At 27.3% G+C, this 25,603-nt stretch carries 23 protein-coding genes; 20 read left to right on the top strand and 3 right to left on the bottom strand.

Annotated features, from left to right (window positions below; genetic code table 11):
• The first annotated feature begins 24 nt into the window (after window positions 1-24).
• Window positions 25-1,638, top strand: coding sequence for a gamma-glutamyltransferase (gene ggt / locus Q3304_RS04545; protein ID WP_407814422.1), 1,614 nt, complete (start codon window positions 25-27; stop codon window positions 1,636-1,638).
• 138 nt (window positions 1,639-1,776) lie between these two features.
• Here ggt and Q3304_RS04540 read toward each other — a convergent pair whose 3' ends face one another.
• On the bottom strand, window positions 1,777-2,628 hold the full coding sequence (locus Q3304_RS04540; protein ID WP_054270027.1) for a sulfurtransferase: 852 nt from the start codon (window positions 2,626-2,628) through the stop codon (window positions 1,777-1,779).
• 627 nt (window positions 2,629-3,255) lie between these two features.
• On the opposite strand from Q3304_RS04540, the gene Q3304_RS04535 reads away from it, so the two are divergent.
• The 9 genes from Q3304_RS04535 (at window position 3,256) to Q3304_RS04495 (ending at window position 14,637) form a co-directional block, all read left to right on the top strand.
• Window positions 3,256-4,149 (top strand): sulfide/dihydroorotate dehydrogenase-like FAD/NAD-binding protein, encoded by an 894-nt coding sequence (locus tag Q3304_RS04535; RefSeq protein ID WP_054270028.1) that lies wholly within the window; start codon window positions 3,256-3,258, stop codon window positions 4,147-4,149.
• Window positions 4,149-5,543 (top strand): NADPH-dependent glutamate synthase, encoded by a 1,395-nt coding sequence (gene gltA, locus Q3304_RS04530; protein ID WP_407815053.1) that lies wholly within the window; start codon window positions 4,149-4,151, stop codon window positions 5,541-5,543. The genes Q3304_RS04535 and gltA overlap by 1 nt, the downstream gene beginning before the upstream one ends.
• Before the next feature lie 246 nt (window positions 5,544-5,789).
• Window positions 5,790-8,018 carry an EAL domain-containing protein gene (locus tag Q3304_RS04525; protein ID WP_407815052.1) on the top strand — a complete coding sequence of 743 codons (2,229 nt, stop codon included), beginning with the start codon at window positions 5,790-5,792 and terminating at the stop codon, window positions 8,016-8,018.
• A 140-nt stretch (window positions 8,019-8,158) separates the two neighbouring features.
• A complete protein-coding gene (locus tag Q3304_RS04520; protein WP_054270031.1) occupies window positions 8,159-8,905 on the top strand; it encodes an ABC transporter ATP-binding protein in 747 nt (248 codons plus the stop codon).
• Window positions 8,905-10,779, top strand: coding sequence for an FtsX-like permease family protein (locus tag Q3304_RS04515; RefSeq protein ID WP_407815051.1), 1,875 nt, complete (start codon window positions 8,905-8,907; stop codon window positions 10,777-10,779). The genes Q3304_RS04520 and Q3304_RS04515 overlap by 1 nt, the downstream gene beginning before the upstream one ends.
• A gap of 119 nt (window positions 10,780-10,898) precedes the next feature.
• A complete protein-coding gene (locus Q3304_RS04510; RefSeq protein WP_054270033.1) occupies window positions 10,899-12,290 on the top strand; it encodes an MATE family efflux transporter in 1,392 nt (463 codons plus the stop codon).
• 107 nt (window positions 12,291-12,397) lie between these two features.
• Window positions 12,398-13,438, top strand: a complete 1,041-nt coding sequence (locus Q3304_RS04505; protein ID WP_054270034.1) for a Fic family protein — start codon at window positions 12,398-12,400, stop codon at window positions 13,436-13,438.
• Window positions 13,439-13,698: 260 nt separating this feature from the next.
• Complete coding sequence (locus tag Q3304_RS04500; RefSeq protein ID WP_054270035.1) at window positions 13,699-14,352, top strand: FMN-dependent NADH-azoreductase; 654 nt, start codon at window positions 13,699-13,701, stop codon at window positions 14,350-14,352.
• 75 nt (window positions 14,353-14,427) lie between these two features.
• Window positions 14,428-14,637, top strand: a complete 210-nt coding sequence (locus tag Q3304_RS04495; protein ID WP_021384315.1) for a hypothetical protein — start codon at window positions 14,428-14,430, stop codon at window positions 14,635-14,637.
• Between the two features lie 140 nt (window positions 14,638-14,777).
• Here Q3304_RS04495 and Q3304_RS04490 read toward each other — a convergent pair whose 3' ends face one another.
• Complete coding sequence (locus Q3304_RS04490) at window positions 14,778-15,344, bottom strand: DUF1836 domain-containing protein (protein ID WP_223195568.1); 567 nt, start codon at window positions 15,342-15,344, stop codon at window positions 14,778-14,780.
• 160 nt (window positions 15,345-15,504) lie between these two features.
• Here Q3304_RS04490 and Q3304_RS04485 point away from each other — a divergent pair, with 160 nt between their 5' ends.
• Window positions 15,505-16,158, top strand: a complete 654-nt coding sequence (locus tag Q3304_RS04485; RefSeq protein ID WP_054270036.1) for a hemolysin III family protein — start codon at window positions 15,505-15,507, stop codon at window positions 16,156-16,158.
• A gap of 151 nt (window positions 16,159-16,309) precedes the next feature.
• Here Q3304_RS04485 and Q3304_RS04480 read toward each other — a convergent pair whose 3' ends face one another.
• The gene (locus tag Q3304_RS04480; RefSeq protein ID WP_003420092.1) at window positions 16,310-16,486 is read right to left on the bottom strand and encodes a hypothetical protein; all 177 of its coding nucleotides are present in this window, start codon (window positions 16,484-16,486) and stop codon (window positions 16,310-16,312) included.
• A gap of 526 nt (window positions 16,487-17,012) precedes the next feature.
• On the opposite strand from Q3304_RS04480, the gene Q3304_RS04475 reads away from it, so the two are divergent.
• From Q3304_RS04475 to Q3304_RS04435, 9 genes are all read left to right on the top strand, one after another.
• A complete protein-coding gene (locus tag Q3304_RS04475; RefSeq protein WP_407815050.1) occupies window positions 17,013-17,957 on the top strand; it encodes an ATP phosphoribosyltransferase regulatory subunit in 945 nt (314 codons plus the stop codon).
• A gap of 21 nt (window positions 17,958-17,978) precedes the next feature.
• A complete protein-coding gene (gene hisG / locus Q3304_RS04470) occupies window positions 17,979-18,605 on the top strand; it encodes an ATP phosphoribosyltransferase (RefSeq protein WP_021384322.1) in 627 nt (208 codons plus the stop codon).
• A gap of 27 nt (window positions 18,606-18,632) precedes the next feature.
• Window positions 18,633-19,682 (top strand): histidinol-phosphate transaminase, encoded by a 1,050-nt coding sequence (gene hisC / locus Q3304_RS04465; RefSeq protein WP_167641050.1) that lies wholly within the window; start codon window positions 18,633-18,635, stop codon window positions 19,680-19,682.
• On the top strand, window positions 19,679-20,263 hold the full coding sequence (gene hisB, locus Q3304_RS04460) for an imidazoleglycerol-phosphate dehydratase HisB (protein WP_407815054.1): 585 nt from the start codon (window positions 19,679-19,681) through the stop codon (window positions 20,261-20,263). Before hisC ends, hisB begins: the two co-directional genes overlap by 4 nt.
• Window position 20,264: 1 nt before the next feature.
• The gene (gene hisH, locus Q3304_RS04455) at window positions 20,265-20,867 is read left to right on the top strand and encodes an imidazole glycerol phosphate synthase subunit HisH (RefSeq protein ID WP_407815049.1); all 603 of its coding nucleotides are present in this window, start codon (window positions 20,265-20,267) and stop codon (window positions 20,865-20,867) included.
• On the top strand, window positions 20,864-21,586 hold the full coding sequence (gene hisA / locus Q3304_RS04450) for a 1-(5-phosphoribosyl)-5-[(5-phosphoribosylamino)methylideneamino]imidazole-4-carboxamide isomerase (protein WP_054276529.1): 723 nt from the start codon (window positions 20,864-20,866) through the stop codon (window positions 21,584-21,586). Before hisH ends, hisA begins: the two co-directional genes overlap by 4 nt.
• On the top strand, window positions 21,568-22,326 hold the full coding sequence (hisF, locus tag Q3304_RS04445; protein ID WP_054270042.1) for an imidazole glycerol phosphate synthase subunit HisF: 759 nt from the start codon (window positions 21,568-21,570) through the stop codon (window positions 22,324-22,326). The genes hisA and hisF overlap by 19 nt, the downstream gene beginning before the upstream one ends.
• A 28-nt stretch (window positions 22,327-22,354) precedes the next feature.
• The gene (hisIE, locus tag Q3304_RS04440; RefSeq protein ID WP_223195569.1) at window positions 22,355-23,023 is read left to right on the top strand and encodes a bifunctional phosphoribosyl-AMP cyclohydrolase/phosphoribosyl-ATP diphosphatase HisIE; all 669 of its coding nucleotides are present in this window, start codon (window positions 22,355-22,357) and stop codon (window positions 23,021-23,023) included.
• Between the two features lie 804 nt (window positions 23,024-23,827).
• On the top strand, window positions 23,828-25,165 hold the full coding sequence (locus tag Q3304_RS04435) for an amino acid permease (RefSeq protein ID WP_231300670.1): 1,338 nt from the start codon (window positions 23,828-23,830) through the stop codon (window positions 25,163-25,165).
• Window positions 25,166-25,603 lie beyond the last annotated feature (438 nt).

Below are 25,603 nucleotides of genomic sequence, written 5' to 3'. Positions count from 1 at the left end.
AAAAATGACAAGGAGTTGAAGTTTATGAAGTTTAACGCTTATCAACATAAATATTCATCAATAAGAAATGTCGTATATGCTAAAAATGGAGCAGTTGCAACATCAACACCACTGGCATCTCAAGCTGGGCTTGAAATATTAAAAAAAGGTGGAAATGCTGTAGATGCAGCAGTTGCAACAGCTGCTACATTAGCAGTGGTAGAACCAACAAGCAATGGGATTGGTGGAGATGCATATGCTCTTGTTTGGATAGAAGAAGAAAAACGATTGCATGCTCTAAACTCTAGTGGTTTTGCTCCAGAAAAGATGGAATTAAATAATTATGGTAATCTTGAGGAAATGCCTAAGTATGGATTTGGAGCAGTAACTGTACCTGGAATACCTGCAGCTTGGGCAGAATTAAATAAAAAGTATGGCAAGCTTAGTTTAAGGGAATGTTTATCTCCAGCAATAAACTATGCGAGAGAAGGTTATGTAGTATCTCCTAATGTGGCTAAAGTGTGGAAAAAATCATATGAATTATATGAAAAAGAACTTGTTGGGGAAGAATTCAAACCATGGTTTGATACATTTTCTAAAAAAGGCAAAGCTCCAGAAGCTGGAGATATATTTATATGTGAAGAACATGCAAATACATTAGAAGAAATAGCAGATACTCAATCTGAAAGCTTTTATAGAGGAAGACTTGCTGATAAAATAGATGAATATTCTAGAAAATTTGATGGAGCTATAAGAAAAAGTGATTTAGAGCGCTTTTATCCAACATGGGTAGAGCCTATAAGCACAGAATATAAAGGATATAAAATATTTGAAATTCCACCAAATGGACATGGAATAACAGTTTTAATGGCACTTAATATATTAAAAGAATTAGATATAGAAGGAAACATAGAAAATGTGGAAGATATACATAAGATTATAGAAAGTTTAAAATTATCTTTTGCAGATTCTAAAACTTATGTAACTGATATAGAACACATGAAGGTGAAGGTTCAAGATTTATTAAATCAAGAGTATGCCAAAAAAAGAAGTTCATTAATCGATAACAAAAAGGCTCTATATCCAAGTGAAGGAGAGCCATACTGTGGTGGTACAGTGTATCTTTGTACTGCTGATAAAGATGGAAATATGGTTTCATATATACAAAGTAACTATATAAACTTTGGTTCTGGAATTGTGATACCAAACACTGGGATTGCATTACATAGTAGAGGGAATAATTTTAACTTAGACCCCAAACATCATAACGTAGTAAAACCATTTAAAAAACCTTACCATACTATAATACCTGGATTTTTAGGCAAAGAAGATAAAGCAATAGGACCATTTGGTGTAATGGGTGCATTTATGCAACCACAAGGACATGTTCAAGTACTAACAAACATGATAGATTTTGGTCTAAATCCTCAAGAGGCACTAGATGCTCCAAGATGGCAATGGATAGAAGGCAAGAAAATAGAAGTTGAATCAGATATGCCAAAACACATAATAGATTCATTAATTGAAAAAGGGCATGAAATAAAAGTAATTAATGATAGTGTTGATATGGGAAGAGGTCAAATAATATTCAAAACAGAACAAGAAAGTTATATCTGTGCAACAGAATCAAGATGTGATGGTCATGTTGCAGTTTATTAATATTATTAAAATGTATATATGATGAATTTAAAAATGTATATGAAATATCAATTAAAGGCGAAAGTCTAAATGACTAACGCCTTTATGATATTTTATAATATTTAAGATATTATAGACTGATTTTATATGTTATTAGTTTTATTCTTGACCAGTCTTAATTTCATTGTCATCATAGCTAATCCAGTCGCTAAAGCTACCAACATAAATCTTATGAGGGATGTCAAGCTCTCTAAGAGCAAGACTATTGACACAAGCAGATATTCCTGAACCACAAGATAAAATTACTTCATCATAAGTATTTAAATCTTTGAAGAAATCTTTTAAAAATTCCATGTCTTTAAGTGAACCATTTTCAAAATTACTTTTTATTAAATCCTTACAAAAATAATTCTTAGCACTAGGTATATGACCAGCTTTTGAATAAGCAGGCTCAACTAGACCTTGATATCTTTCGTTGGCACGACAATCTATGATTACAGTATCTTTTTTATATAATTTAGATTTAACATATTCCATTGGCACAACTAAATCATCATTTATATTTGGTTTAATTTCTTTACCTGTGCAATTTGGAATATTTATTTTTTCTTCTAGTTCTCCGCCTTCGTTTACGAAAGAAGTTATTCCTCCATCCAGTACATAGACCTTTTTAAGACCTAAATGTTTTAATTGGAAAAATAATCTACAAGCTCCATTTAAATCTCCATCATCATAAGTTACAATTGTAGTATCGTTATCAACGCCCATTTTTTCTAACTTTTCTTTTAATATGAAAGGGTCTTGTAAAGGATTTTTACCACCATGTTCTTTTGTAGGAGACGATAAATCCTTGTCTATATCTAAGATGAAACTGCCTTTTATGTGTCCTTTTTTATAAGAATCAATACCATAAGTTCTATTAATAAGGTCAAACCTACAATCTATAATGACTAGATTATCATTTTGTTCTAGCTTTGATATAAGTTCTTTTGCAGAAATAATGTTTTTCAAAGAATGTACCTCCTATGTTTATATTATTTTTATTTTAATCTATATTAATTATTAACTTTATAAATTAATATTATTATAATTTATTACATAAGTAAATAAATCTTTAGAAATTGTAAAAATTTTATATAAAAATTCAAATAATTAATGAATATTGAAAATTTTAGATATATAATAAAATAAGGGTGTATTTTAAATAATATGAAAGCTGGTATTGCAATAGATTAAAGCCTTACACACGTTTAGTTTTTAAAGAAATTAGTGTTATTATGAAAACCTAAGTTAATTTATTAAATAAATAATTGAATAAAAAAATTTTATTATGTATTTATAAAATTTTTGTTACAAATTTGGCATAATATAGTATACTTTAAGTGTGTATTAGGTTAAATCTATAACAAATTAGACATATGATATAGACTTAGTGTTTATTGGCAATTAAAAGAAATTTGTTAATATCAACTATTTGTAGTTTGGGCAGTTATAATTATTTTATAGGGGGGATGTCCAATACAAAACAATTAATCAAGAACTAATATTATATTATAATAAGTTATAGTTTTGTGTGTTTATGTTTTTAATTAAATTTAGAGTGGGAAAAATATATTTGTTAGAATGGAGAATAGCGAGATGAGTAATAGAATAGTTAGTAAGAGACAATTAACAGATAGTATTTATTTGATGGAAATAGAGGCGCCTAGAGTTGCAAAATCTTCTCAACCTGGTCAATTTATAATAATTAAGAATGACGAAAAGGGAGAAAGAATTCCTCTAACAATAGCTGACTATGATAGAGAAAAAGGAACAGTAACTATTGTATTCCAGACAGTTGGTGCTTCAACTAAAAAATTAGCAATGTTTGAAGAAAACGATTTTGTAATGGACTTTGTAGGACCATTAGGACAAGCAAGTGAATTTATACATGAAGATATAGAAGAATTAAAAAATAAAAAAATATTATTTGTAGCTGGTGGAGTTGGTTCTGCTCCAGTGTATCCACAAGTTAAATGGTTTAAAGAGAATGGATTAGATGTAGATGTAATAATTGGTGCAAGAACTAAAGAATTAATAATATTAGAAGATGATATGAGAGAAGTAGCTAAAAACGTATACGTATCAACAGATGATGGTACATATGGATTTAATGGAAGAGTTACAGACTTATTAAAAGATTTAGTTGATAATCAAGGCAAAAAATATGACCAAGCAATCGTAATTGGACCAATGATAATGATGAAATTTATGTGCCAATTAACTAAAGAGTTAAATATACCTACTATAGTAAGTTTAAATACAATAATGATTGATGGAACAGGTATGTGTGGTGGTTGTAGAGTTAGTGTTGGAGATGAAACTAAGTTTGCATGTGTAGATGGTCCAGAATTTGACGGACATTTAGTTGACTTTGACCAAGCAATGAGAAGACAATCTATGTACAAGACTCAAGAAGGAAGAGCTATGCTAAAACTTGAAGAAGGCGATAGTCATCATCATAGTAATTGTGGATGTGGAGGTAACAAATAATGGATGCTAAAAAAGTAAAAGTACCAGTTAGAGAACAAGAACCTGCTGTAAGAGCAAAAAATTTTGATGAAGTGTGTTTAGGATACAATAAAGAAGAAGCTATGGCAGAAGCTAATAGATGTTTGGCTTGTAAAAAACCAAAATGTGTAGGTGGATGTCCAGTAGGAATAGATATTCCAGGATTTATAACAAAAGTTAAAGAAGATGATATAGAAGGTGCTGCTAAAGTAATAGCTAAGAGTAGTTCATTACCAGCTGTTTGTGGTAGAGTATGCCCACAAGAAAGTCAATGTGAAGGTGTATGTATACTTGGAATAAAATCAGATGCAGTATCAATAGGTAAACTAGAAAGATTTGTAGCAGATTGGTCAAAAGAAAATGATATAAATTTATCTGATACAGAGCCTAAGAAAAATCAAAAAGTAGCAGTAATAGGAAGCGGTCCAGCAGGACTAGCTTGTGCTGGTGATTTAGCTAAAAAAGGTTATGATGTAACAATCTTTGAAGCAATGCATGAGCCAGGTGGAGTTTTAACTTATGGTATACCTGAATTTAGACTTCCAAAACAAGCTGTTGTTCAACCTGAAATAGATAATATAAGAAAATTAGGTGTAAAAATAGAAACTAATGTAATTGTTGGTAAGACAATAACAGTAGATGAGCTTATAGAAGATGAAGGATTTAAAGCTATATTCATAGGTTCAGGAGCAGGTCTTCCAATGTTTATGAATATACCAGGAGAGAATGCAAATGGGGTATTTTCTGCAAATGAATTCTTAACTAGAGTAAACTTAATGAAAGCTTACAGAGATGATTATGACACACCTATTAGTTCTGGTAAAAAAGTTGCTGTAGTTGGTGGTGGAAATGTTGCTATGGACGCTGCTAGAACTGCATTAAGATTAGGTTCAGAATCATATATAGTTTATAGAAGAAGTGAAAAAGAGCTTCCAGCAAGAGCTGAAGAAGTACACCATGCAAAAGAAGAAGGTATTATATTTAATACATTGACAAATCCTAAAGAAATTTTAGTAGATGAAAATGGATATGTTAAAGGTATGGTTTGTATAAGAATGGAATTAGGAGAACCAGATGATTCTGGAAGAAGAAGACCTATAGAAATAGAAGGTTCTGAATTTGTACTTGATGTAGATACAGTTATAATGTCACTTGGAACAAGTCCAAATCCATTAATATCTTCTACGACAAAGAGTCTTGATATAAATAAGAGAAGATGTCTAATAACAGATGAAAATGGACAAACTTCTAAAGAAGGAGTATTTGCAGGTGGAGATGCTGTTACTGGAGCAGCAACAGTAATATCTGCAATGGGAGCTGGTAAAACAGCAGCAGCCTCAATAGATGAATACTTAAAAGCAAAAGTTAATGCTTAATTTGTAAATTAAAAATACCAAGCTAGAATATAATTTCTGGCTTGGTATTTTTTTATTTTTTAATTGTACAATTGTTATTGTCGTAATATTTGACACTATTCTACCATAATTAGACATAATTGTGATAAAATGGTATACAATAAAGGTTTTATAAGGAGGTAATAATGTGTTGATAACAAAATCAAATTTGCTAAATCTAACATTAGATAACAAAAAAATAAATTATATAATTAATGGTGTTTTAATATGAGAAGAAAAGAAAAAGTATTTGATGGACTAATTTTTAAACACATATTAATTTTATTAATGTTATTAGTCTTGATTGATTTCACAAGCACAATTATATGTGCAAGTAATTCTATGAAGGTTACTTCTGAAAATATGCTTGAGGCATCTAAAAGAGAGCTTGAGGACTATTTAAAAACAAACACTTTCTTATTAAAAGCTCTTAGTCAAGATGATAGATTTTCTAATAGTGAGATATCTCTAATTGAAAAAGGAAAATTATTAAGACCATATCAAAAAGAATATAATCTTTTTATGATTGGTATAACAGATACAGAAGGAAATGTTTCAAGTACATATAGGGAAAAAGTTGGTTCAATAAAAAATAAGGTTGGTTTTAAGAAAGCAATTAAAACTAAGCAAGTAGTAGTTTCAGACATTGAGACTAGTAATGTTACAGGTGATAAAGTGTTTATTATATATATGCCCATTGTAAAAAACAATGAGGTAACAGGAACCATTTTTGCGTCTTTTTATTTTCAAAATGTAAATAAGATAGTGAGTAGAAGTAACTTTGAGGATTCTATTAAATTTCTAATGATAGACAAAGATTATACTCTTATTTCTAAATCAAATAAAAACTCTATCAATAATAAAAGTAATACTTTGAGTTTAGAAGGGAATATCATAGGAAGTACTAAAGATGAAATTTTAAAAAATATAAATGAAAAACAAAAAAGTAGTTTTTTATATTGGAATAACTGGAGATTATATAATGTAAAATATACAAATATTAAGGATACTAATTGGACTTTAATATCAAAATGTGATATATTTGAAAATTTTAAAAGCCTAATAATTAATTTTATAATAAAATTATATTTCTATATATTAATATTTATGATATTGTGGAAATTAAGTAATGCTAAGTTAATAGACCAACTTAAAAAGTTGGCTTATTATGATTCTTTAAGTGGAATAAAAAACAAGGAAAAATTTAGAAAAGATTCTATATATATTTTAAAAAATTACTATCGAGATGATTTCTACTTGGTGCAGTTAGATGTAAATAAATTTAAATATATAAATGAGATGTTTGGTTATTCTGAGGGAAATAAGATATTAATTCATATTGCACATGTTTTAAATAATAATATGAATAAATTTGAGCTTTGTGCTAGGATGGATAATGACCATTTTATACTATTGGTTTTTTGCAGTACTGAAGATGAACTTTTAAGTAGATTGTCTAAAATAAATAATGAAATTTGTAACTTAAGTACTAATAATTCATCTAAATATAAAATTGTTATATCAAGTGGAATATATAAAATCACTGAAAAAGATGATGCTCAAAAGATTGACCTGTTAATTGACAGAGCAAATATTGCAGCAAAAACTAAAAAAGAAAAATATGAACACTCATATTCATTTTTTAATGAAGAGACAAGAAATCGACTGTATAATGAAAAACGATTGGAAGATAATATGAATAAAGCTTTAGAAAAAGATGAATTTATAGTGTATTATCAGCCTAAATATAGTCTAAATGATGGAAATGAAATTGAGGGAGCAGAAGCTCTGATAAGATGGGATAGCCCAGAAATGGGATTTATTTCACCTATAGACTTTATACCTTTATTTGAAAAGAATGGTTTCATTGTAAATGTTGACATGTTTGTATTTGAAGAGGTTTGTAAGACGATTAACAAATGGATAAATGAAGGATATACTCCTGTACCAATCTCAGTGAATATGTCTAGAGTTCATTTATACAGAGATAATTTTATAGAAAATATCACTGATTTGATAAATAAGTACAACATCTCTCCTAAGTTTATTGAACTTGAACTAACTGAAAGTGTTGTATTTGACAATTTAGATATATTGATTAACATAATGAAAAAGCTTAAAGAAATAGGTTTTATTATATCAATGGATGACTTTGGTTCAGGGTATTCATCTTTAAATTTATTAAAAGACCTTCCTTTTGATGTTTTAAAATTGGATAGAGGATTTTTAATTGAGACAACAGATACAAAACGTGGTAAAATTATTATTTCCAAGATAGTAGAAATGGCAAAAGCTATTAATATTAAAGTAATCTGTGAAGGTGTAGAAACTTATGAACAAGTGGAATTCTTAAAAGAAATAGGTTGTGATAAAGTTCAAGGATACTTATTTGCTAAACCTATGGTGTTAGATGAATTTGAAAAACGTTTAAATTTTAAATTTAATAGTAATCAATAATTAGTTAGATTATTTAATGCCCTAATTTAATTGGCTTACAAATATGTAAGTTAATTGTTAGGGTATTTTTATGGTTAAAGTAGTATGTTCACGATAATATAGTATTGTAGTAAAAATAAAAAAGTTATGGAGAATATAAAATGAACATATTAAGTATTAAAAATATATCAAAAACATATTGTGGAAAGGTTCCATTTAAAGCCTTGGATAAAGTTAGTATAAATATAGAAAAAGGAGAGTTCGTAGCTATTATGGGACCATCTGGAAGTGGTAAATCTACTCTTTTAAATATAATATCTACAGTTGACAAACAGAATGAAGGGAAAGTTATATTAGATGGATGTGACATAAGTGAATTAGAAGGAGAAAAGCTTGCTGAATTTAGAAGAAAACAACTTGGTTTTGTATTTCAAGATTTTAACTTAATTGATACTCTAACTGTTGAAGAAAATATCATGTTACCACTTACATTAGATGGTGCGAATGTTAAAGATATGAATAGACAAACCATAAATGTAGCTAAATTTTTAGGTATTGATAATCTTTTAGATAGGAGAATCTATGAAATTTCAGGAGGTCAGGCTCAAAGATGTGCTATTGCCAGGGCAATTATAAATAGACCATCACTACTACTTGCAGACGAACCAACTGGAAATCTTGATTCAAAATCTACTGATGATGTTCTAAGATTATTTACTAAGATAAATAAAGAACAAAATGTAACTACACTTATGGTAACTCATGAAGCATATAGTGCAAGTTACTCAGATAGAGTGATTTTTATAAAGGATGGGTGTGTATATACAGAAATAAAAAAATCTGGAAGCAGTAATTCTTTTTATGATGAAATACTATCTGTATTGTCTCAGATAGGAGGTGCAAGATAGTGAGCTTTAGAAGGTTTGCTTATAATAATATAGTTAGGAACTTTAGTGCATATTTAGCATATTTTTTAAGTTCAGTTTTTTCTATAATGATATTTTTTGTCTTTGCTGTATCTATGTTTCATCCAATCATAGCAGATTCAGGAATCCAAAATGGCTCTACTGCGTTTATGGCTCTTATGGTTTCCGAATTAATAATACTAGGGTTTAGCTTGCTTTTTATATTGTATTCTTTAGGAAATTTCTTAAAATATAGATTAAAAGATTTTGGAATATTGATAATAATTGGAATGAGCAATAGACAATTAAAAAGATTGATATTAATTGAGAACTTGATAATAGGTTCCTTAGCAATAATACTGGGAATATTACTTGGTCTATCAGTCTCTAAATTGTTTTTATTGTATTTAAGTAAGTTATTTTATATAAACTTAACAGCAATTTATTTTCCATTAAAAGCAATACTGATGACAGTCATATGTTTTACAATTTTGTTTTTAATAACAGGACCATTAAGCTTAAAGTTATTGAATAAGAATAATGTTTTAGAGCTTTTAGTAGGAACAAGAAAGCCTAAAAAAGATATAAAGACTTCAAAGTTGCTTGGAGTAATTTGTATAGTATGTCTTATAATAGGATATGCTATGATACTATTTGGTAACAAGTTAAAAATAAATGGAGGTATGTATACAATAACGTTATTAATCATTTTGGGTACATTTTTATTTTTTTCTCAATTTATAATTTTAATATTAAAGTATTTAAAAAATAAAGAAAAGTTTTATAAAAGAAAAGTGAATATGTTACTTATAAGTAATTTAATCTATAAATTAAAAGATAATACAAGGTTGCTGTTTTTAATGACAATACTTTTATCAGCTACCTTAGTAGCATTTACAACAACTTCATCACTTGTAAGTTCTCAAGGAGAATCTTCTAAAAACAACTTCCCAATGGTTTACTCATATTTCTCAGAAGATAATAATGAGAAAGAATATGAAGAATTGCAACAAATTAGAAAGACAATTAAAAGATATGATTATAAAGAGCTGAGTTTCCCTATACTTAAACATAATAGAGATGCGATATTAAGTGTAAAAAATTATAATGCATTGTCGAAACAATTAAAATTAGATGAGGTGAATCTCAAAAAAGATGAAGGTATATTAATTCCTGGTAGTAATTCACAAGAACACATAAAGTCTCTAAAACAAGTAAAAAATTATAATATAAAAAGAATAAATATAAAAATAAAAGCATCATTAAATAATATAATTTTTCCTACTGGAATGTTCAATAAAATTATAATTATAAATGATAGTTTATATAATGACATAGAAAATGAATTTTCAAAACTGAGTTTTTATGGATTTGATTATAATAACTGGCAAACTAGTGCTAATATAACTGAAAATTTAAAAGAAAAGCACTTTAATTTGGATAGAGAATATAATAGGTCATACTTTTTAACTTTACCAGACATGTATTTAGTGGAATTACAACAAAGTAAAATTCTACAATTTATGGGTATTTTTATAGGTGTGATACTTTTTATGGGTGTTTTAAGTTTTTTATATTTTAGATTATATACAGATGAGCCATATGATAAAGTTAAATACAAAAACTTATCAAAAATAGGTCTATCTTTTAAAACTATGAATAAGATTGTTAGTATAGAGATAGGTACATTATTTTTCATACCATATTTTATAGCAATTGCAAACACCATACTTTCTCTATTCTTTTTAAATAATATATTAAATAGTAGTTTTAACTTAGAAAATCTGGGTATATTACTAGTGCTCTCATCTATATATACACTTTATTTTTATCTGTTAAAAAATTTTTATATTAGAAAAGTTTGGTTTTTTGATTAAAGTGGTATATAATAGATATATAAAATTAATATTTAAAAAGTAGTTAATATTAAGGGAGGGCATTTGCACCTCCCTTGTAATATGTGGAAAATTGAATATTAGAAGAAGGAGGAGACTTGATGGAAAATCAACAATTATTAGGAACAGAACGAATTAGCAAATTACTACTTAAATATTCTATACCAGCGATAATAGGTATGTTGGTAAATAGTTTATATAATGTAGTAGATAGAATCTTTATTGGAAATATACCAGGAGTTGGGCCACTTGCAATAACAGGTCTTGGTGTCACAATGCCGATAATGACAATAATACTTGCATTTGGTATGTTGATAGGTATAGGAACAACTACTACTATATCAATAAAACTTGGGCAAGGTAAAGTAGAAGAGGCAAGAAAACTTATAGGAAATGCAATGACATTATCTGTAATAACAGGAATTATTATAATGATACTTGGAATCTTATTTGCAAATAAGATACTTACATTATTTGGAGCAAGTGAAAATACCCTTATATATGCAAAATCATATATAAATATTATATTATTAGGTACAGTAGTAAATCTTCTTTCCTTTTCTTTAAACCACTCAATAAGAGCTGATGGTAGCCCTAAAATTTCAGCAGGAATAATGATAATAGGATGTTTAACTAATATAGTTTTAGACTGGATATTAATATTTGGATTCAATTTGGGAATACAAGGGGCTGCAATTGCTACAGTAACTTCTCAAGCTCTTACAGCTGTTTTAACTATAGGATATTATATAAGTGGAAAATCAAACTTAAGATTTAGTAAATCTAATCTAAAATTAGATAAGAAACTAATAAAAGCAGTATTTGCAATAGGTATGTCTCCATTTGCAATGCAACTTGCAGCAAGTTTGGTTCAAGTCATATCAAATATTGCACTTAAAACTCATGGTGGAGATTTAGCTATAGGTGCTATGGCTACAATTTCTTCTATCGCAATGGTATTTTTAATGCCTATCTTTGGAATAAATCAAGGAGCGCAACCTATTATAGGTTTCAATTATGGAGCTGAAAAATACGATAGGGTTAAAAAAGCATATTTAGGTTCATTAGTAGTAGCTACTATAATTTTATGTATGGGTATGGTAGTAGTCATGGTTTTCCCAGAGGCGATTATAGGAATATTTAATAAAGACCCTGAGCTTATGAGTATATCTGTTGATGGTTTAAGAATATATCTACTTATGTTGCCAATTGTGGGCTTATCAGTTACAGGAACAAACTTTATACAATCTATAGGAAAAGCCAAAATGGCAATGTTATTAAGTCTTTTAAGACAAGTAATTTTATTGATACCAGCAGTACTAATTCTTCCTACATTCCTAGGTTTACAGGGTGTATGGACAGCTCAACCAGTGTCTGACTTTATAGCTACAGTAATTACAGGTGTAGTCGTATTTAGAGAGTTAAAAAGATATACTCCTAAGAGTGAAAGATTAAATGAAAGTGAAAAACTAAATGAGATAACAACTGAATAAGAAATATAAATTCAGATAATTGAGCAAGAAATTGCAAAAAGTACAATTATATGATAAAATAAAACCGCTGTCAAGGATAAGAGAAATTCTAATTATGGAGTGATTTTATGGAATTTACAAAGAAAAGCAAATTAAAAAATATGTATGTAAACATGAATGTAGCAAGAATGTTGTCTAAGATAAATGAGTATAAGGGTAGACAACTGCTTTACAAAAAACAACCAAAAGAAATTTTAGAAAGATTAGAAAAAAAATCTTTAGTAGATTGTTCTGAATCTACATACATTGGAAATCAAAGAGATAGTAGTAATTTTAATTTAGAGAAATTAATAAGTAATGAAGTTACACCTAGAAGTAGAGAAGAATTGAGCATTGTTGAATACAGAGATGTAGTAAAAACTATTAATAGTGCTTATGAAAGTATTCCAATAAGTTCACAAACAATTCTTGAGCTTCATGGATACTTATATAAATTTTCATCTACTAGAGGAGGAAGCTACAAATCAGATAATGATTTTATTGAACACAATTTAAAATGTGGTGAATTCATAAGTATTGATTCAGGTGTAAATAAGGTGGAAAAAGCTGTAGAAGAAATATGTGAAGCTTATAATACATTGATGGAGGAAGATGAAATTGATATATTAATATTAATTTCTGCATTTGTGTTAGATTTCATATTGATACATCCATTCAAAGAAGGTAATATAAAAATGGCAAGAGTACTTATCCTATTGTTGCTAAATAAAAATGGATATGAAGTTGGAAGATATATAAGTTTAGGAAAAATATTTGATGATAGTTCATATGAGTATTACAGTAATTTAAATTATTTGAAATCGTCTATAGGCAGTGAGAAAGCAGATATGAATGCATGGATTGAGTACTTTTTAGAAACAATATTGACTGCATATGAGAAGTTGGATGATAGTTTAAATATATCTGATAAGAAAAGACAAACCAAAACTAGTAGAATAGAAAAAATAATAAATTCTACTCTTGGATATTTTACAAAAGAAGATATAAGAGATTTATGTCCTGATATTCCAGAACCTACAATAAATAGAGTTTTTAACAATCTAAGAAAACAAGATAAGATAGAGGTTGTTGCAAGAGGTAGAAGCGCAAAATGGAAGAAAAAATATTAAAAAATATTTAAATAATTGTAATGGTATAGTGTTTTAACACTATACCATTTTTATTAAAATTATAAGCATTATTTAGGCTAGAATATCTATTTTTTATTATATCTTTAATATTTTCTGTAATTAATACACATAATATTTTATTGTTTTTACTTTTAAGATTATTTAAAATTTGTATCTTTATTTATTTTATGATTTGGCAACAGAATAGAATGGTTATATTTGTGAAATAATAATATAAAAATAATCTTAGGAGTGAGCTTATGAAGAAAAAATTATTATATATAAATGTAAATTCAAAACCTGAAGACTTATCTTCAAGCAAAACTGTAGCAAGAAAATTTATAAATAAATTTATGGAAGAAAACAAGGATTTTGAGGTTGAAGAAATAGACCTTTATAAAGAGCATATACCAAGACTTGAATATCAGTACTTTGAAAAGAGAAATTGCATAGTTAATGAAGAAGATGCTAAGAAGTTGGATGATAAGGATAGAAAAGAGATTACAAAGATTAGAAGCCTTTGTGACCAATTTGTGAGTGCAAGTGTATACGTAATAGCAGCACCTATGTGGAGCTTATCTTTTCCAGCACCACTTAAAGAATATATAGACTGTATAATTCAAGATGGAAAAACTATATCATTTGAAGGTAATGATAAGCCACAAGGAATTTTAAACGATATTGATAGAAGTATGGTATATATACAATCTTCAGGTGGACACATACCATGGGTATTGAAACCAGTTATGAATAAAGGATTAAATTATGTGGAAAGTATAATGAAATTTATAGGAATTAAGAAATTTGATGAATTATTAGTAGATGGAACTGGAACTAGTGAAGAAGAAAGACAAAGTGCAATAGAGAAAGCATCTGAAAAGATAGAAGGTATAATAGATTCTATGAAGTTCTAATTATAATATTTTATTAAAAATATAAAGGAAAAACCTCTTTTAATGTAGAAACTTATATTGAAGGAGGCGAAAATCATGCGAGAAGAAAAAAGTAATGAAAAGTATGATTGTTATTGGTGTAATCAAGAAAATAATTTCTGTGTAGAGATAAAAGACAATGTAGTTATGATAGATGATGGCACTGGTATATTAAAACAAGCCGTTTTCATAGGGTATAAACAAATCCAAGTTAATTTAAATTGTTCACATTGTCAAAACTTAAATAGGATAAAATTAAATTTGTAGAACCTTAACATGGAGATTATTAGAAAGAATTAAAAATAGAAAGTATTAATATTTAGACTGAAAATTATATTGTATACAATTAAGAGTGATTTAAGTAATATTGTATTTTAATATTTATTTTCAGTCTTACTTTATTGAGATTATTTTTTAGAAATATCTGGGAAATAGGTATCTACTAATTTTTCGGAAATATTTTTTAATTGGTCAGCCATTGAAGTCAAACTCAATAAGGCTATCAGTAAATCATCTTTATTTTCTGGATTTATTGTTATATCTTCAAAATTAGAATCTATAAAGTTTGGTATATTCTTTCTTTGATTTTCTTTTATAGACATAAATTTTTCATAACAACTAACTAAGTCATCTTCATTGAAATCATCTTTTTCATACACACCATGTAAGATTCTTTTAATTTCTTGTATTGTAAGTGTATTTTTCATAGAATAAATAATTATCATTTGTAAAATTTGTTCTTTAGTATACTTTTTTCCCTTAATAGGTTTGATTAATCCCTCTTTACTGTAATTGTTTATCATAGTTTTAGTAAGAATTTTGTCGCTCTCAAATCTCTTATTGGCAGAAAGTTTATTGTCAATTAAAGAAATAATTTGGTCCATGTATAAATCAATAGAAGGAATATCATTTGAAGTTATATCAGCATTATCTAGTGTTTCTAGTATTATAGTATTAAGTTCATTATTCATCATATGCTACCTCCATAATATATATAATACAATAAATTAGAAAATAAAACAATATTGAGTCTTGTAAAAAGAATATAAAGTGGTATAATTAAATATATAATATAGTAATGAAAACTATATCGATAAATTTGATTTTTAAAATACATAATTGTAGGAGGACAAAATGTATCAATTTTTTTTGAAGGGTAGAGACCCGATAAGTAGCTTAACTCACTTTATAGGAGCTTGTTTATCTCTTTTAGCAACTATAATTTTAGTTTTTCAATCTGTATCATTGCAAGAGACCTCTCTTTTGATGATAGTATCTGTATCGATATTTGGGTTGTCACTAATTGCTCTATATAGTGCAAGCTCATATTATCATTTTTTAAAAGGAACACCAGAGCAAGAATTGTTTTTTAGAAAAGTTGACCATGCAATGATTTATGTATTAATTGCTGGTTCCTATACACCAATATGTCTAAGTTTTATGGAAAAAAAGGAAGGCATAATATTTGTTACAGCAATATGGATAGTAGCCTTTATTGGTATAATAATAAAAATCTTTTGGATGGATGCTCCTAGATGGTTGTCTACAAGTATATACTTACTTATGGGTTGGGCAATTGTCTTTGATATAAATGCATTCAATTCAATACCTAAAGATTGCCTCAAGTTATTGATTATGGAGGGAATATCTTATTCTATAGGTGCGATTATTTATATTATTAAAAAACCTAATATAAGTCCTGAATTTGGTTTTCATGAAATCTTTCATATTTTTATTATGATAGGTTCTTTATTTCATTTTTTAGCTGTTTTGTTGTATGTTTTATAATTTAAAAGGTTTGATTGATACTAAAATTCTACAATAAATAAAATGGAACTGTCTTATATATATTGTATTTTCTACAATAAGACAGTTCCTTATTATAAATATTAAATTTTATTTATAATAAATTTTGATAAAAATAGTACATTCAAAATGCCTATTCCATAATTCCTTTAATGTACTTCTCATTTACGACATATAGTTTGAATTTATGTACTATAATTATGTCCTCTAAATTCTCTGAAACACTAACAATTCTAACACATTTATTTCTAATTTCTACAGGTAAATCTAAATCATTTGTTAAATTCACATAGTCATCATATTTATACATAAAATCATCCCTTTACATTAAGATATACTTATTATACTATATTTTAATAAGTTTTTTTAAATTATTACAATTTTTCCCGAAATTTCATTTTTTATACATAAAATTTCCAAATTAGGTAAAGATTAAATTTATAATTGTACAAATAAAAAGTCTATATAAAATATTTTATTCAATTTTACAAATAACTATTGCCAATTTTTGAAAAGTATATTATTATTAATAGTAACAAAAAACTGTAAATTTAGAATATTAATAAAAATTACTTGGGAGGAAATTATCATGGTGAGATTAGATATAGTAAAATTAAATACAAAATTAAATCATCACCATCATCATAGATTAAAGGGATTGTAATATGAAATTAATTCATAGACACAAGCCCTGTTTTTAGTGCAATTGGTCTTGTATCTATGATGGGAAGTAATTTTAAGAGAAAATTATAGCCATATAGGTATAAAGCCTATATGGCTTTTTATTATTTTAAATTTACAAAGGGAAGAGCAATTTTAATGAAAAGGGTGATAATATGAAGTTTTTAAGGATTGAAGATGAAGTTATTTATTCTAAAAAAAGATATAAATTAAAAAGAGAAATAGATAAACTTTTTTTAGATGAAGAATATTTTCAAATAGAGCCACAATTATTTGAAGAATACGATGAGTTTACGAGTATTAATAATAAAATTCCAGAAGAATCGATGGTAAAGGTTGTAAATGGAAAAGTAATGGTACTTAGAGCTGATATAACTACAAGTATAATAAAAAGTCTTGTTCCAAGATGGGAAGATGGTTTAAAGCTTAAACTTTTTTATAATTCATCAATATATAAAAATAAAAATACAGTTGGAATAAAAGAGATAAGACAGATAGGTTGTGAATGTCTAGGAGAATCTTCTGTAGAAGCAGATAGAGAAGTAGTAAAACTAGCTCTTAAGATACTTGAGAAATATAACAATAAGTTTATATTAGAAGTTGGAAGTAGCAAGTATATTAATGGTCTGCTAGAAGAATTAAATTTAAATAAGAATTGTGAAAATCAAATTAAAAATTTATTGTATACGAAAAATACTCATGAATTAAAACTATATATTGAAGAGTTAAAAATTAAAAATGAAGTAAAGGAATTATTATCAAATATTTTAAGTTTACAAGGAAATTTATGTGATGTTATTGAAAAGTCAAAAAATTTCTATTGTAATGATAAGATGAAACAAGCACTTGAAGAATTAAAGCAAATAAATGACTTAATTGAAGAGTGTAATTTCTTAGATAAGGCTAGATTTGATTTATCAATGATTACAATGCTTGATTATTATGAAGGTGTTATGTTTAGAGGTTATTATCCAAACTCGTATAAAGAGATTTTGAGTGGTGGAAGATATGATTCTCTAACTAAAGAATATGGAAAAGAAATACCCGCTATTGGGTTTACATTAAGTGTTGATGAGTTAATGAAATATGTATATAAATAGGATTTAAAAGGAGGGGTTATTTTGGATTATTTGACTATAGCACTAGCAAAAGGAAGAATAGAAGGAGAATCGTTTAAAAAATTTAAAAAAATGGGTCTAGGGGACAGTATAGACACAGATACAAGAAAGTTAATCTTTAAAGATGAAGAAAATAAAATAATATATATACATGTCAAGCCATCAGATGTAGTTACATATGTTGAAAAAGGAGTAGCAGACCTTGGTATAGCAGGAAAAGATACTATTTTGGAGAATGAAACAGATGTATATGAAATATATGATTTAGGCTTTGGGAAGTGTAAATTTGCTGTAGCAGGATTAAAGGGCGACAGTATATATAGAGAAGATGAATATTTAAAAGTAGCTACAAAGTATCCAAATATAGCTAAAAAATATTTTAAGGAGAAAGGTCAAAAAATTGAAATAATAAAATTAAATGGTTCTGTAGAATTAGCTCCAATAGTAGGATTATCAGATGTAATTGTAGACATAGTTGAGACAGGTAATACACTTAAAGCAAATGGTCTTGAAATATTGGAAGATATATGTGATATAAGTGCTAGAATTATATCAAATAGAGCTAGTTATAGATTTAAATATGAACAAATTCAAAATATAATTCGTTTATTTGAAGAACTAGATAACTAAAATACAATTAAGAAGGAGGAGTTTAAATTGAGAGAAAAAGAAAGTATAAGAGAATTAAAGGGATATGAACCAAACCATGTGAATTGCAAAGTAAAACTTGATGCAAATGAAGGAAGTAAGAAGTTGTTTAAGCATCTTATTAAAGAGATTTCTGATAGTGATATAGACTTAAATTTATATCCTGAAGATTCTTATAGTGAATTGAAAGAGTCTATAATAGATTATATAAATATTTCTGGAGTAAGTAAGAAAAATCTTTTAGTAGGAAATGGTTCAAGTGAAATAATTGATTTGATAATACATACTTTTGTAGATAAAAATGAAGTGATATTAAGTTTCTCTCCAAGTTTCAGCATGTATTCTATATATAGTCAAATAAATGGCTCTAAGTTTATAGGTGTTGAAAGTGACGAAAATTTAGTTATAAACATAGATAATGTAATTGAAAAAGTAAAAGAAAACAATCCTAAAATAGTAATTGTATGTAATCCAAATAATCCAACTGGAACAATACTAAAGAGGGAAGATGTAATAAAACTCTTAGATTCAACTGACAGTTTAGTAGTTTTGGATGAAGCATACATGGATTTTGGAGAAGAAAGTATGTTGAGTGATGTTTTTAAGTATGAAAATCTAATAGTTCTTAGAACTTTATCAAAGGCATTTGGATTGGCTGGAATAAGAACAGGATATATGTTATCTAATAGTAGTTTAATAGACTCTGTTGAAAAGGTAAGACCTCCATATAATTTAAATTCATTATCAGATTTTATTGCTACAAGAGCTCTTAGAAATAAAGATATAGTGAAAGCTTATATAAATGAAGTAAAAGAAGAAAGAGAAGTTTTATATAAAGAAATGATTGATATAGGAATTAAGGCATATAAATCGCAAGCAAATTTTATATTGTTCTATTCTGAAATTGAAAATCTATCACAAAAACTTATTGATAGAGGGGTGCTAATAAGGGAATTTAGTGGTAAGTTAAAAAATTATTATAGAGTTACGATTGGTGATAAAGAAGAAAATACCATATTTATGGATGCTATAAGAGATATTTTGAAAAAGGAGAAATAGGTATGAGAATTTGGAGTATAGAAAGAAATACTTTTGAAACACAAATTTCAGTAGAACTAAATATTGATGGTTCTGGTAAAGCTGAAATAGATACCGGAATAGGATTTTTAGACCATATGCTTACATTGATGGCATTTCATGGCAAGTTTGATTTAAAGGTGATTTGTAAAGGTGATATATATGTAGATGACCATCATAGTGTTGAAGATATTGGTATAGCTATAGGTGAAGCATTTAAAAATGCTTTAGGTGATAAAAAAGGAATAAGAAGATATTCTACTATCTATATACCTATGGACGAATCTCTATCAATGGTAGCAATAGATATAAGTAATAGACCATATCTTGTATTTAATGCTAAATTTGATACTCAAATGCTTGGTAATATGAGTACGCAGTGTTTTAAAGAATTTTTCAGAGCTTTTGTAAATGAATCTAGAGTAACATTACATATTAATCTTTTATATGGAGAAAATGACCATCATAAAATAGAAAGCATATTTAAAGCTTTTGCAAGAGCTTTAAAAGAAGGAAGTGAAATAATTTCCAATGAGATAGCATCTTCAAAGGGGGTTTTGTAGAATGAATATAATAGTAGACTATGGTCTTGGAAATATAGATTCTGTATCTAGAGGTTTTAAAAAAGCTGGAATAGAAACTAAAATTTCTAGTGATATAAATGAAATTAAGAAAGCAAATTCGCTTATACTTCCAGGTGTTGGGGCTTTTAGAGATTCTATAAATGCTTTAGATGAACTAGGATTGATACCAATATTAAGAGAACATGCTTCAAAAGGAAAATTTCTGATAGGTATATGTTTAGGTATGCAATTACTTTATGAGAAAAGTTATGAGTATGGAGAATATGAAGGATTAGGACTTATAAAAGGCAGTATTGATAAATTAGATATAAGTTTAAAAGTGCCACATATGGGATGGAATAATCTAAAATTTAATAAAGAAGATGATATACTTAAATATATTAAGGAAGATGACTATGTATACTTTGTTCACTCATATTATGCAAATTCATCAAATGAAGAACTTATTGCATTTTCAGAGTATGAAAAGAAAATTCCCGCTATCGTTAGAAAAGATAATGTATATGGTATACAATTTCATCCGGAAAAAAGTGGAGAAGTAGGTTTAAATATATTAAAAGCATATGGGGAGATGATAAAATGATAATATTTCCAGCAATAGATGTAAAAGATAACAAGTGTGTCAGACTTACTCAAGGAGATTTTGATAAAGTAAATGTATATTATGATAATCCATTAGAAGTAGCAAACAAATGGAAAGATGAAGGCGCAGAATATATACATATAGTAGATTTAAACGGAGCTAGAAGTGAATTTGGTGTAAATACAGAAACAATTGAAAAGATAGCAAACAATATAGATATACCTATTCAAGTAGGTGGAGGAGTTAGAGATAAGGAAAAAGTCCAAAGTTTAATAAAAGCTGGTGTTACTAGAGTAATCTTAGGTAGTATAGCTATTGAAAATTTAAATTTAGTTGAAGAATTAGTCAACGAATATAAAGATAAAATAGTAGTCTCTATAGATGCTAAAGATGGAAAGGTAGCAGTTAGAGGTTGGGAAGTTGTAAGTAATGTGGATTCTCTAACATTGTGTAAACAACTTGAAAAAATAGGTGTGCAAACCATTGTTTATACAGATATATCAAAAGATGGAATGTTACAAGGTCCAAATTTTGATATATATGAAAAAATATCAAATGAAACATCACTAAATGTCATTGCTTCAGGAGGAGTAACCTCTATAGATGATGTTAGAAGATTGAAAGATATGAATCTATATGGTGCTATAATAGGTAAGGCACTATATGACAAAAAGATAGACTTTAAGGAGGCACAACAAATATGCTTACTAGAAGAATAATACCATGTCTAGATGTAAGGAATGGAAGAGTTGTAAAAGGTAAGAAATTCAAAGACATAGTGGATGTTGACAGTCCAGAGGTACTTGGGAAGTTTTATAGTGATTGTGGTGCAGATGAACTTGTATTTTATGACATAACAGCATCAAACGAAGACAGAAAGACATCTTTAGAATTTGTAACAAAGGTTGCAGAAAATATAAATATACCATTCTGTGTTGGTGGAGGCGTAAATAAGTTAGAAGATTTTACTGATATTTTAAGAAAAGGTGCTGATAAAGTTTCTATAAATTCATCAGCAGTCAAAAATCCTGAATTAATAAGGGAAGCATCATTAAAATTTGGAGCACAATGTGTTGTTTTATCAATAGATGCAAAGAAAAATGAAGAAGGTTCATGGAGTGTATATGTAAAAGGTGGTAGAGAAAAGACTAGTCTTGATGCAATTGAGTGGGCTGTTAAGGGTGTAGAGCTTGGAGCAGGGGAAATCGTTGTAAATAGTATGGATGAAGATGGAATGAAAAATGGATATGACATAGAATTGTTATCAAAAATAACTTCTTTAGTGAATGTGCCTGTTATAGCATCAGGAGGTGCTGGTAAAATGGAAGATTTCTATGAGGCTGTAAAAGAATCTAATGTGGATGGAATTTTAGCAGCATCTGTATTTCATTTTGGAGAAATAAAAATAAATGATTTGAAGAAATATTTAAAAAACATGGGTGTAGAAGTAAGATTATAAGCAAGATATCTAATAGGGGGTTAAAAAGATGGAAAATAAATGTAGCAATGTATACAGTGAGGAAACAGAAGACTTTATAAAAGGTGTAAAATTTGATGATAAGGGTCTAGTTCCTGTTGTTGCTCAAGATGTAGTGAGTAAAGATGTGCTAATGTTGGCATATATGAATGAGGAGGCTATAAAGAAAACATTAAAAGATAAAGTAGCTTGTTATTTTAGCAGAAGTAGACAAGAACTTTGGATTAAAGGTGAGACGTCTGGAAATACTCAGAAAGTTGTTAAGATGTCTTATGATTGTGATGTAGATACTATATTACTTTTAGTTGAGCAAACTGGTGTAGCTTGTCATACAGGAAACTATTCTTGCTTTTATAGAGATTTGTTTGATGATACTGATAAAATGGGATTTGAAGTAGAAAAAGGTATATTGAAAGAACTATATGATTTAATAAATGAAAGAAAAAATAATCCTATTGAAGGCTCATATACTAATTATCTTTTTGATAAAGGTATAGATAAAATTCTTAAAAAAGTTGGTGAAGAAAGTAGTGAGGTAATTATAGCGTCAAAGAATACAGATAAGAGTGAACTTATTTATGAAATTAGCGATTTAGTATATCATACATTAGTCTTAATGATAGAAAAGGATGTTAAAATTGATGAAATAAAGAAAGAGTTACTTAACAGAAGAAAATAAAATAAGATAGATTGATAAAGAATAAGAAAATATACCGCTTTTTATAAAAAGCGGTATATTTTCTTATTCTTTATTTTAAATTTGTAGAATAGTCTGTAAATTTCTTGGTACAATTTATTATATATATAATTTATTAATAAAATAATTATATTTCATTACTTATTTTAGAAAAAATAAAATCATCTAATTATATTTAAGTGAAATAATATGAAAATAAATTTTATATTAAAAAATAGTAATAAAAATAGTGGTTTTATAAAAAAATAGAGTTAAATATAAACAATTAAAAAACGTTTTCAAAACTAATATTTTATTTTTTTATTAAAAAATAAAATATTAGTTTTGATTTCTGGTTTAAGTTGGGTTATAATAAATTGTCAAATTATTTATTATTATAAAATAGACTATAAAACAAGTAAAAGTCATACTATTTATAAAAGACATATAAAATAGGAAATTACAGAAATACAAATAAAATGTTTTTGAGAAATGGTGAAATTTTATTGCAAGAAATTTAAAACGATTTCAACTTAATAAGTATAATCTATTTTACTTGTTATAAATATACAATGTATATTATACAATATAAAAAATACATGTACTTTTAAGAAATATTATTAGATTTGGATTTTTAATTTTTATAATTTTTTTAAAGCTTTAAGCTATCATAAAAGTAAAAGATTACAAACGTTTAGTAGAGATTATTTTATTTTAATAAATAATAAAAACTATTTTTCTATAATATTGGCATAATATATGCTTATATAACTATGAAATTAAATAAGTTTAAGTAGGAGGAAGAAAATGGGAAGTAACGAACTAAAAAAGACACTTGGCGTGTCAGCGGCATTATCTACTGTTGTTGGTTCCGTTATAGGAGCTGGTGTATTCTTTAAACCACAAGCAGTTTATACATTGACTGGAGGAGCTCCAGGTCTTGGTATATTAGCATGGTTAATAGCTGGAATCATAACTATAACAGCTGGTCTTACAGCTGCAGAGGTATCAGTAGCGATACCAAAAACTGGTGGAATGATGGTATATATAAAAGAAATTTATGGAGAGAAATTAGGATTTTTAACTGGATGGATGCAAATTGTACTATTCTATCCTGGTATGATGGCTGCGTTGGGTGTTATATTTGGAGAGCAAGCTTCAGCTTTAATTGGTAGCCCATCATTATTACTTCCAATAGCTATTGGAATTATAGTAATAGTTGCAGGATTGAATATGCTTGGTTCAAAAACTGGAGGAGCTATACAGACAGTTTCTACAATATGTAAATTAATACCACTTATTTTGATAATGATTGTTGGATTTATTAAAGGTGGTGGAGATAATCCAATACTTACACCTATGGTTGGTGAGGGATTAAGTCTAGGTAGTGTATTAGGTCAGGTTTTAATTGCTATACTATTTGCATTTGATGGTTGGATGAATGTTGGTACTTTAGCTGGAGAAATGAAAAATCCTGGAAAAGACCTTCCAAAAGCTATAATAGGTGGATTATCAGTTGTTATGGCTGTTTACTTTATAATAAACTTAGCATACCTTTGGGTATTACCAGCTAATGAATTAGCAAATTATGCTTCTCCTGCATCAGCAGTTGCTGAAGTTATATTTGGTTCAATTGGTGGGAAAATAATATCTGTAGGTATATTAATTTCAGTATTCGGAGCATTAAATGGATTCTTATTAACTGGTTCAAGAGTTGCATATACTTTAGCTACAGATAAGACTTTACCAAAGTATAGTACTTTTTCTAAATTAAATTCTGCTCAAGTTCCAGCAAATGCTATAACATTAGTATCTGTTATTGCATCTATATATGCTTTATCAGGTCAATTTAACTTATTAACTGATTTAGCAGTATTTGCGACTTGGATATTCTATGTATTAACATTTATAGGAGTAATGAAACTTAGAAAAACTCATCCAGATATGCCAAGAGAGTATAAAGTGCCATTATATCCAATAGTTCCAATAATAGCTATAGCAAGTGGTATATTTGTTGTAGTTAATCAATTATGTTTTGCAGGTATGAAAACTACTATGATATCTATAGGAGGCCTTATAATAACAGCTATAGGCTTACCAGTGTATGCTTATATGACTAGAGGGACAAAAAGAGAATCTAAGTAGCTTATAAATACTTTATAATTATGTTAAAAATAAAATCCCAATCTATTTATAGATAGATTGGGATTTTATTTTTGATTTTTTGGAAATGAAATTGAAAATCTAAATAATTGTTTATTCTGATGTATTTTGTTTATAAGTATTTTTTTAAAATAATCAAATTAAAGTATATCTGTATAGTAGAAGATATATAACATTTTGAAAATTAAATCTTTCTATTATAAATAACATAATATTGTGTTAATAAGAAAAAATTACCTAATTAATATAATGATTTATGAATAAAGTTAGTAATTTTTATTTGATAAAAATATTAGTTAACATAAATACATAATGTATACATGAAAAATGTGCAATATCATTGTTTTAGTACTTATTTCTTGTTTAATATTTCTAATTTATAAAAAACAATTTATAAATTTTAAAAATTAGAAATGACAC

The organism is Clostridioides sp. GD02377, from assembly GCF_045899875.1.
Lineage (GTDB): Bacteria > Bacillota > Clostridia > Peptostreptococcales > Peptostreptococcaceae > Clostridioides > Clostridioides difficile_A.
The sequence above is the reverse complement of the archived record's forward strand: the minus strand, read 5'-3'. Positions and strand labels throughout refer to the sequence as shown.

Bases quoted from the DNA above. Each gene is read 5' to 3' on its own strand.
- ggt (WP_407814422.1), top strand. From the start codon at position 25: ATGAAGTTTAACGCTTATCAACATAAATATTCATCAATAAGAAATGTC.
- Q3304_RS04535 (WP_054270028.1), top strand. From the start codon at position 3,256: ATGAGTAATAGAATAGTTAGTAAGAGACAATTAACAGATAGTATTTAT.
- gltA (WP_407815053.1), top strand. From the start codon at position 4,149: ATGGATGCTAAAAAAGTAAAAGTACCAGTTAGAGAACAAGAACCTGCT.
- Q3304_RS04525 (WP_407815052.1), top strand. From the start codon at position 5,790: ATGAGAAGAAAAGAAAAAGTATTTGATGGACTAATTTTTAAACACATA.
- Q3304_RS04520 (WP_054270031.1), top strand. From the start codon at position 8,159: ATGAACATATTAAGTATTAAAAATATATCAAAAACATATTGTGGAAAG.
- Q3304_RS04510 (WP_054270033.1), top strand. From the start codon at position 10,899: ATGGAAAATCAACAATTATTAGGAACAGAACGAATTAGCAAATTACTA.
- Q3304_RS04505 (WP_054270034.1), top strand. From the start codon at position 12,398: ATGGAATTTACAAAGAAAAGCAAATTAAAAAATATGTATGTAAACATG.
- Q3304_RS04500 (WP_054270035.1), top strand. From the start codon at position 13,699: ATGAAGAAAAAATTATTATATATAAATGTAAATTCAAAACCTGAAGAC.
- Q3304_RS04495 (WP_021384315.1), top strand. From the start codon at position 14,428: ATGCGAGAAGAAAAAAGTAATGAAAAGTATGATTGTTATTGGTGTAAT.
- Q3304_RS04490 (WP_223195568.1), bottom strand. From the start codon at position 15,344: ATGATGAATAATGAACTTAATACTATAATACTAGAAACACTAGATAAT.
- Q3304_RS04485 (WP_054270036.1), top strand. From the start codon at position 15,505: ATGTATCAATTTTTTTTGAAGGGTAGAGACCCGATAAGTAGCTTAACT.
- Q3304_RS04480 (WP_003420092.1), bottom strand. From the start codon at position 16,486: ATGTATAAATATGATGACTATGTGAATTTAACAAATGATTTAGATTTA.
- Q3304_RS04475 (WP_407815050.1), top strand. From the start codon at position 17,013: ATGAAGTTTTTAAGGATTGAAGATGAAGTTATTTATTCTAAAAAAAGA.
- hisH (WP_407815049.1), top strand. From the start codon at position 20,265: ATGAATATAATAGTAGACTATGGTCTTGGAAATATAGATTCTGTATCT.
- hisA (WP_054276529.1), top strand. From the start codon at position 20,864: ATGATAATATTTCCAGCAATAGATGTAAAAGATAACAAGTGTGTCAGA.
- hisF (WP_054270042.1), top strand. From the start codon at position 21,568: ATGCTTACTAGAAGAATAATACCATGTCTAGATGTAAGGAATGGAAGA.
- hisIE (WP_223195569.1), top strand. From the start codon at position 22,355: ATGGAAAATAAATGTAGCAATGTATACAGTGAGGAAACAGAAGACTTT.
- Q3304_RS04435 (WP_231300670.1), top strand. From the start codon at position 23,828: ATGGGAAGTAACGAACTAAAAAAGACACTTGGCGTGTCAGCGGCATTA.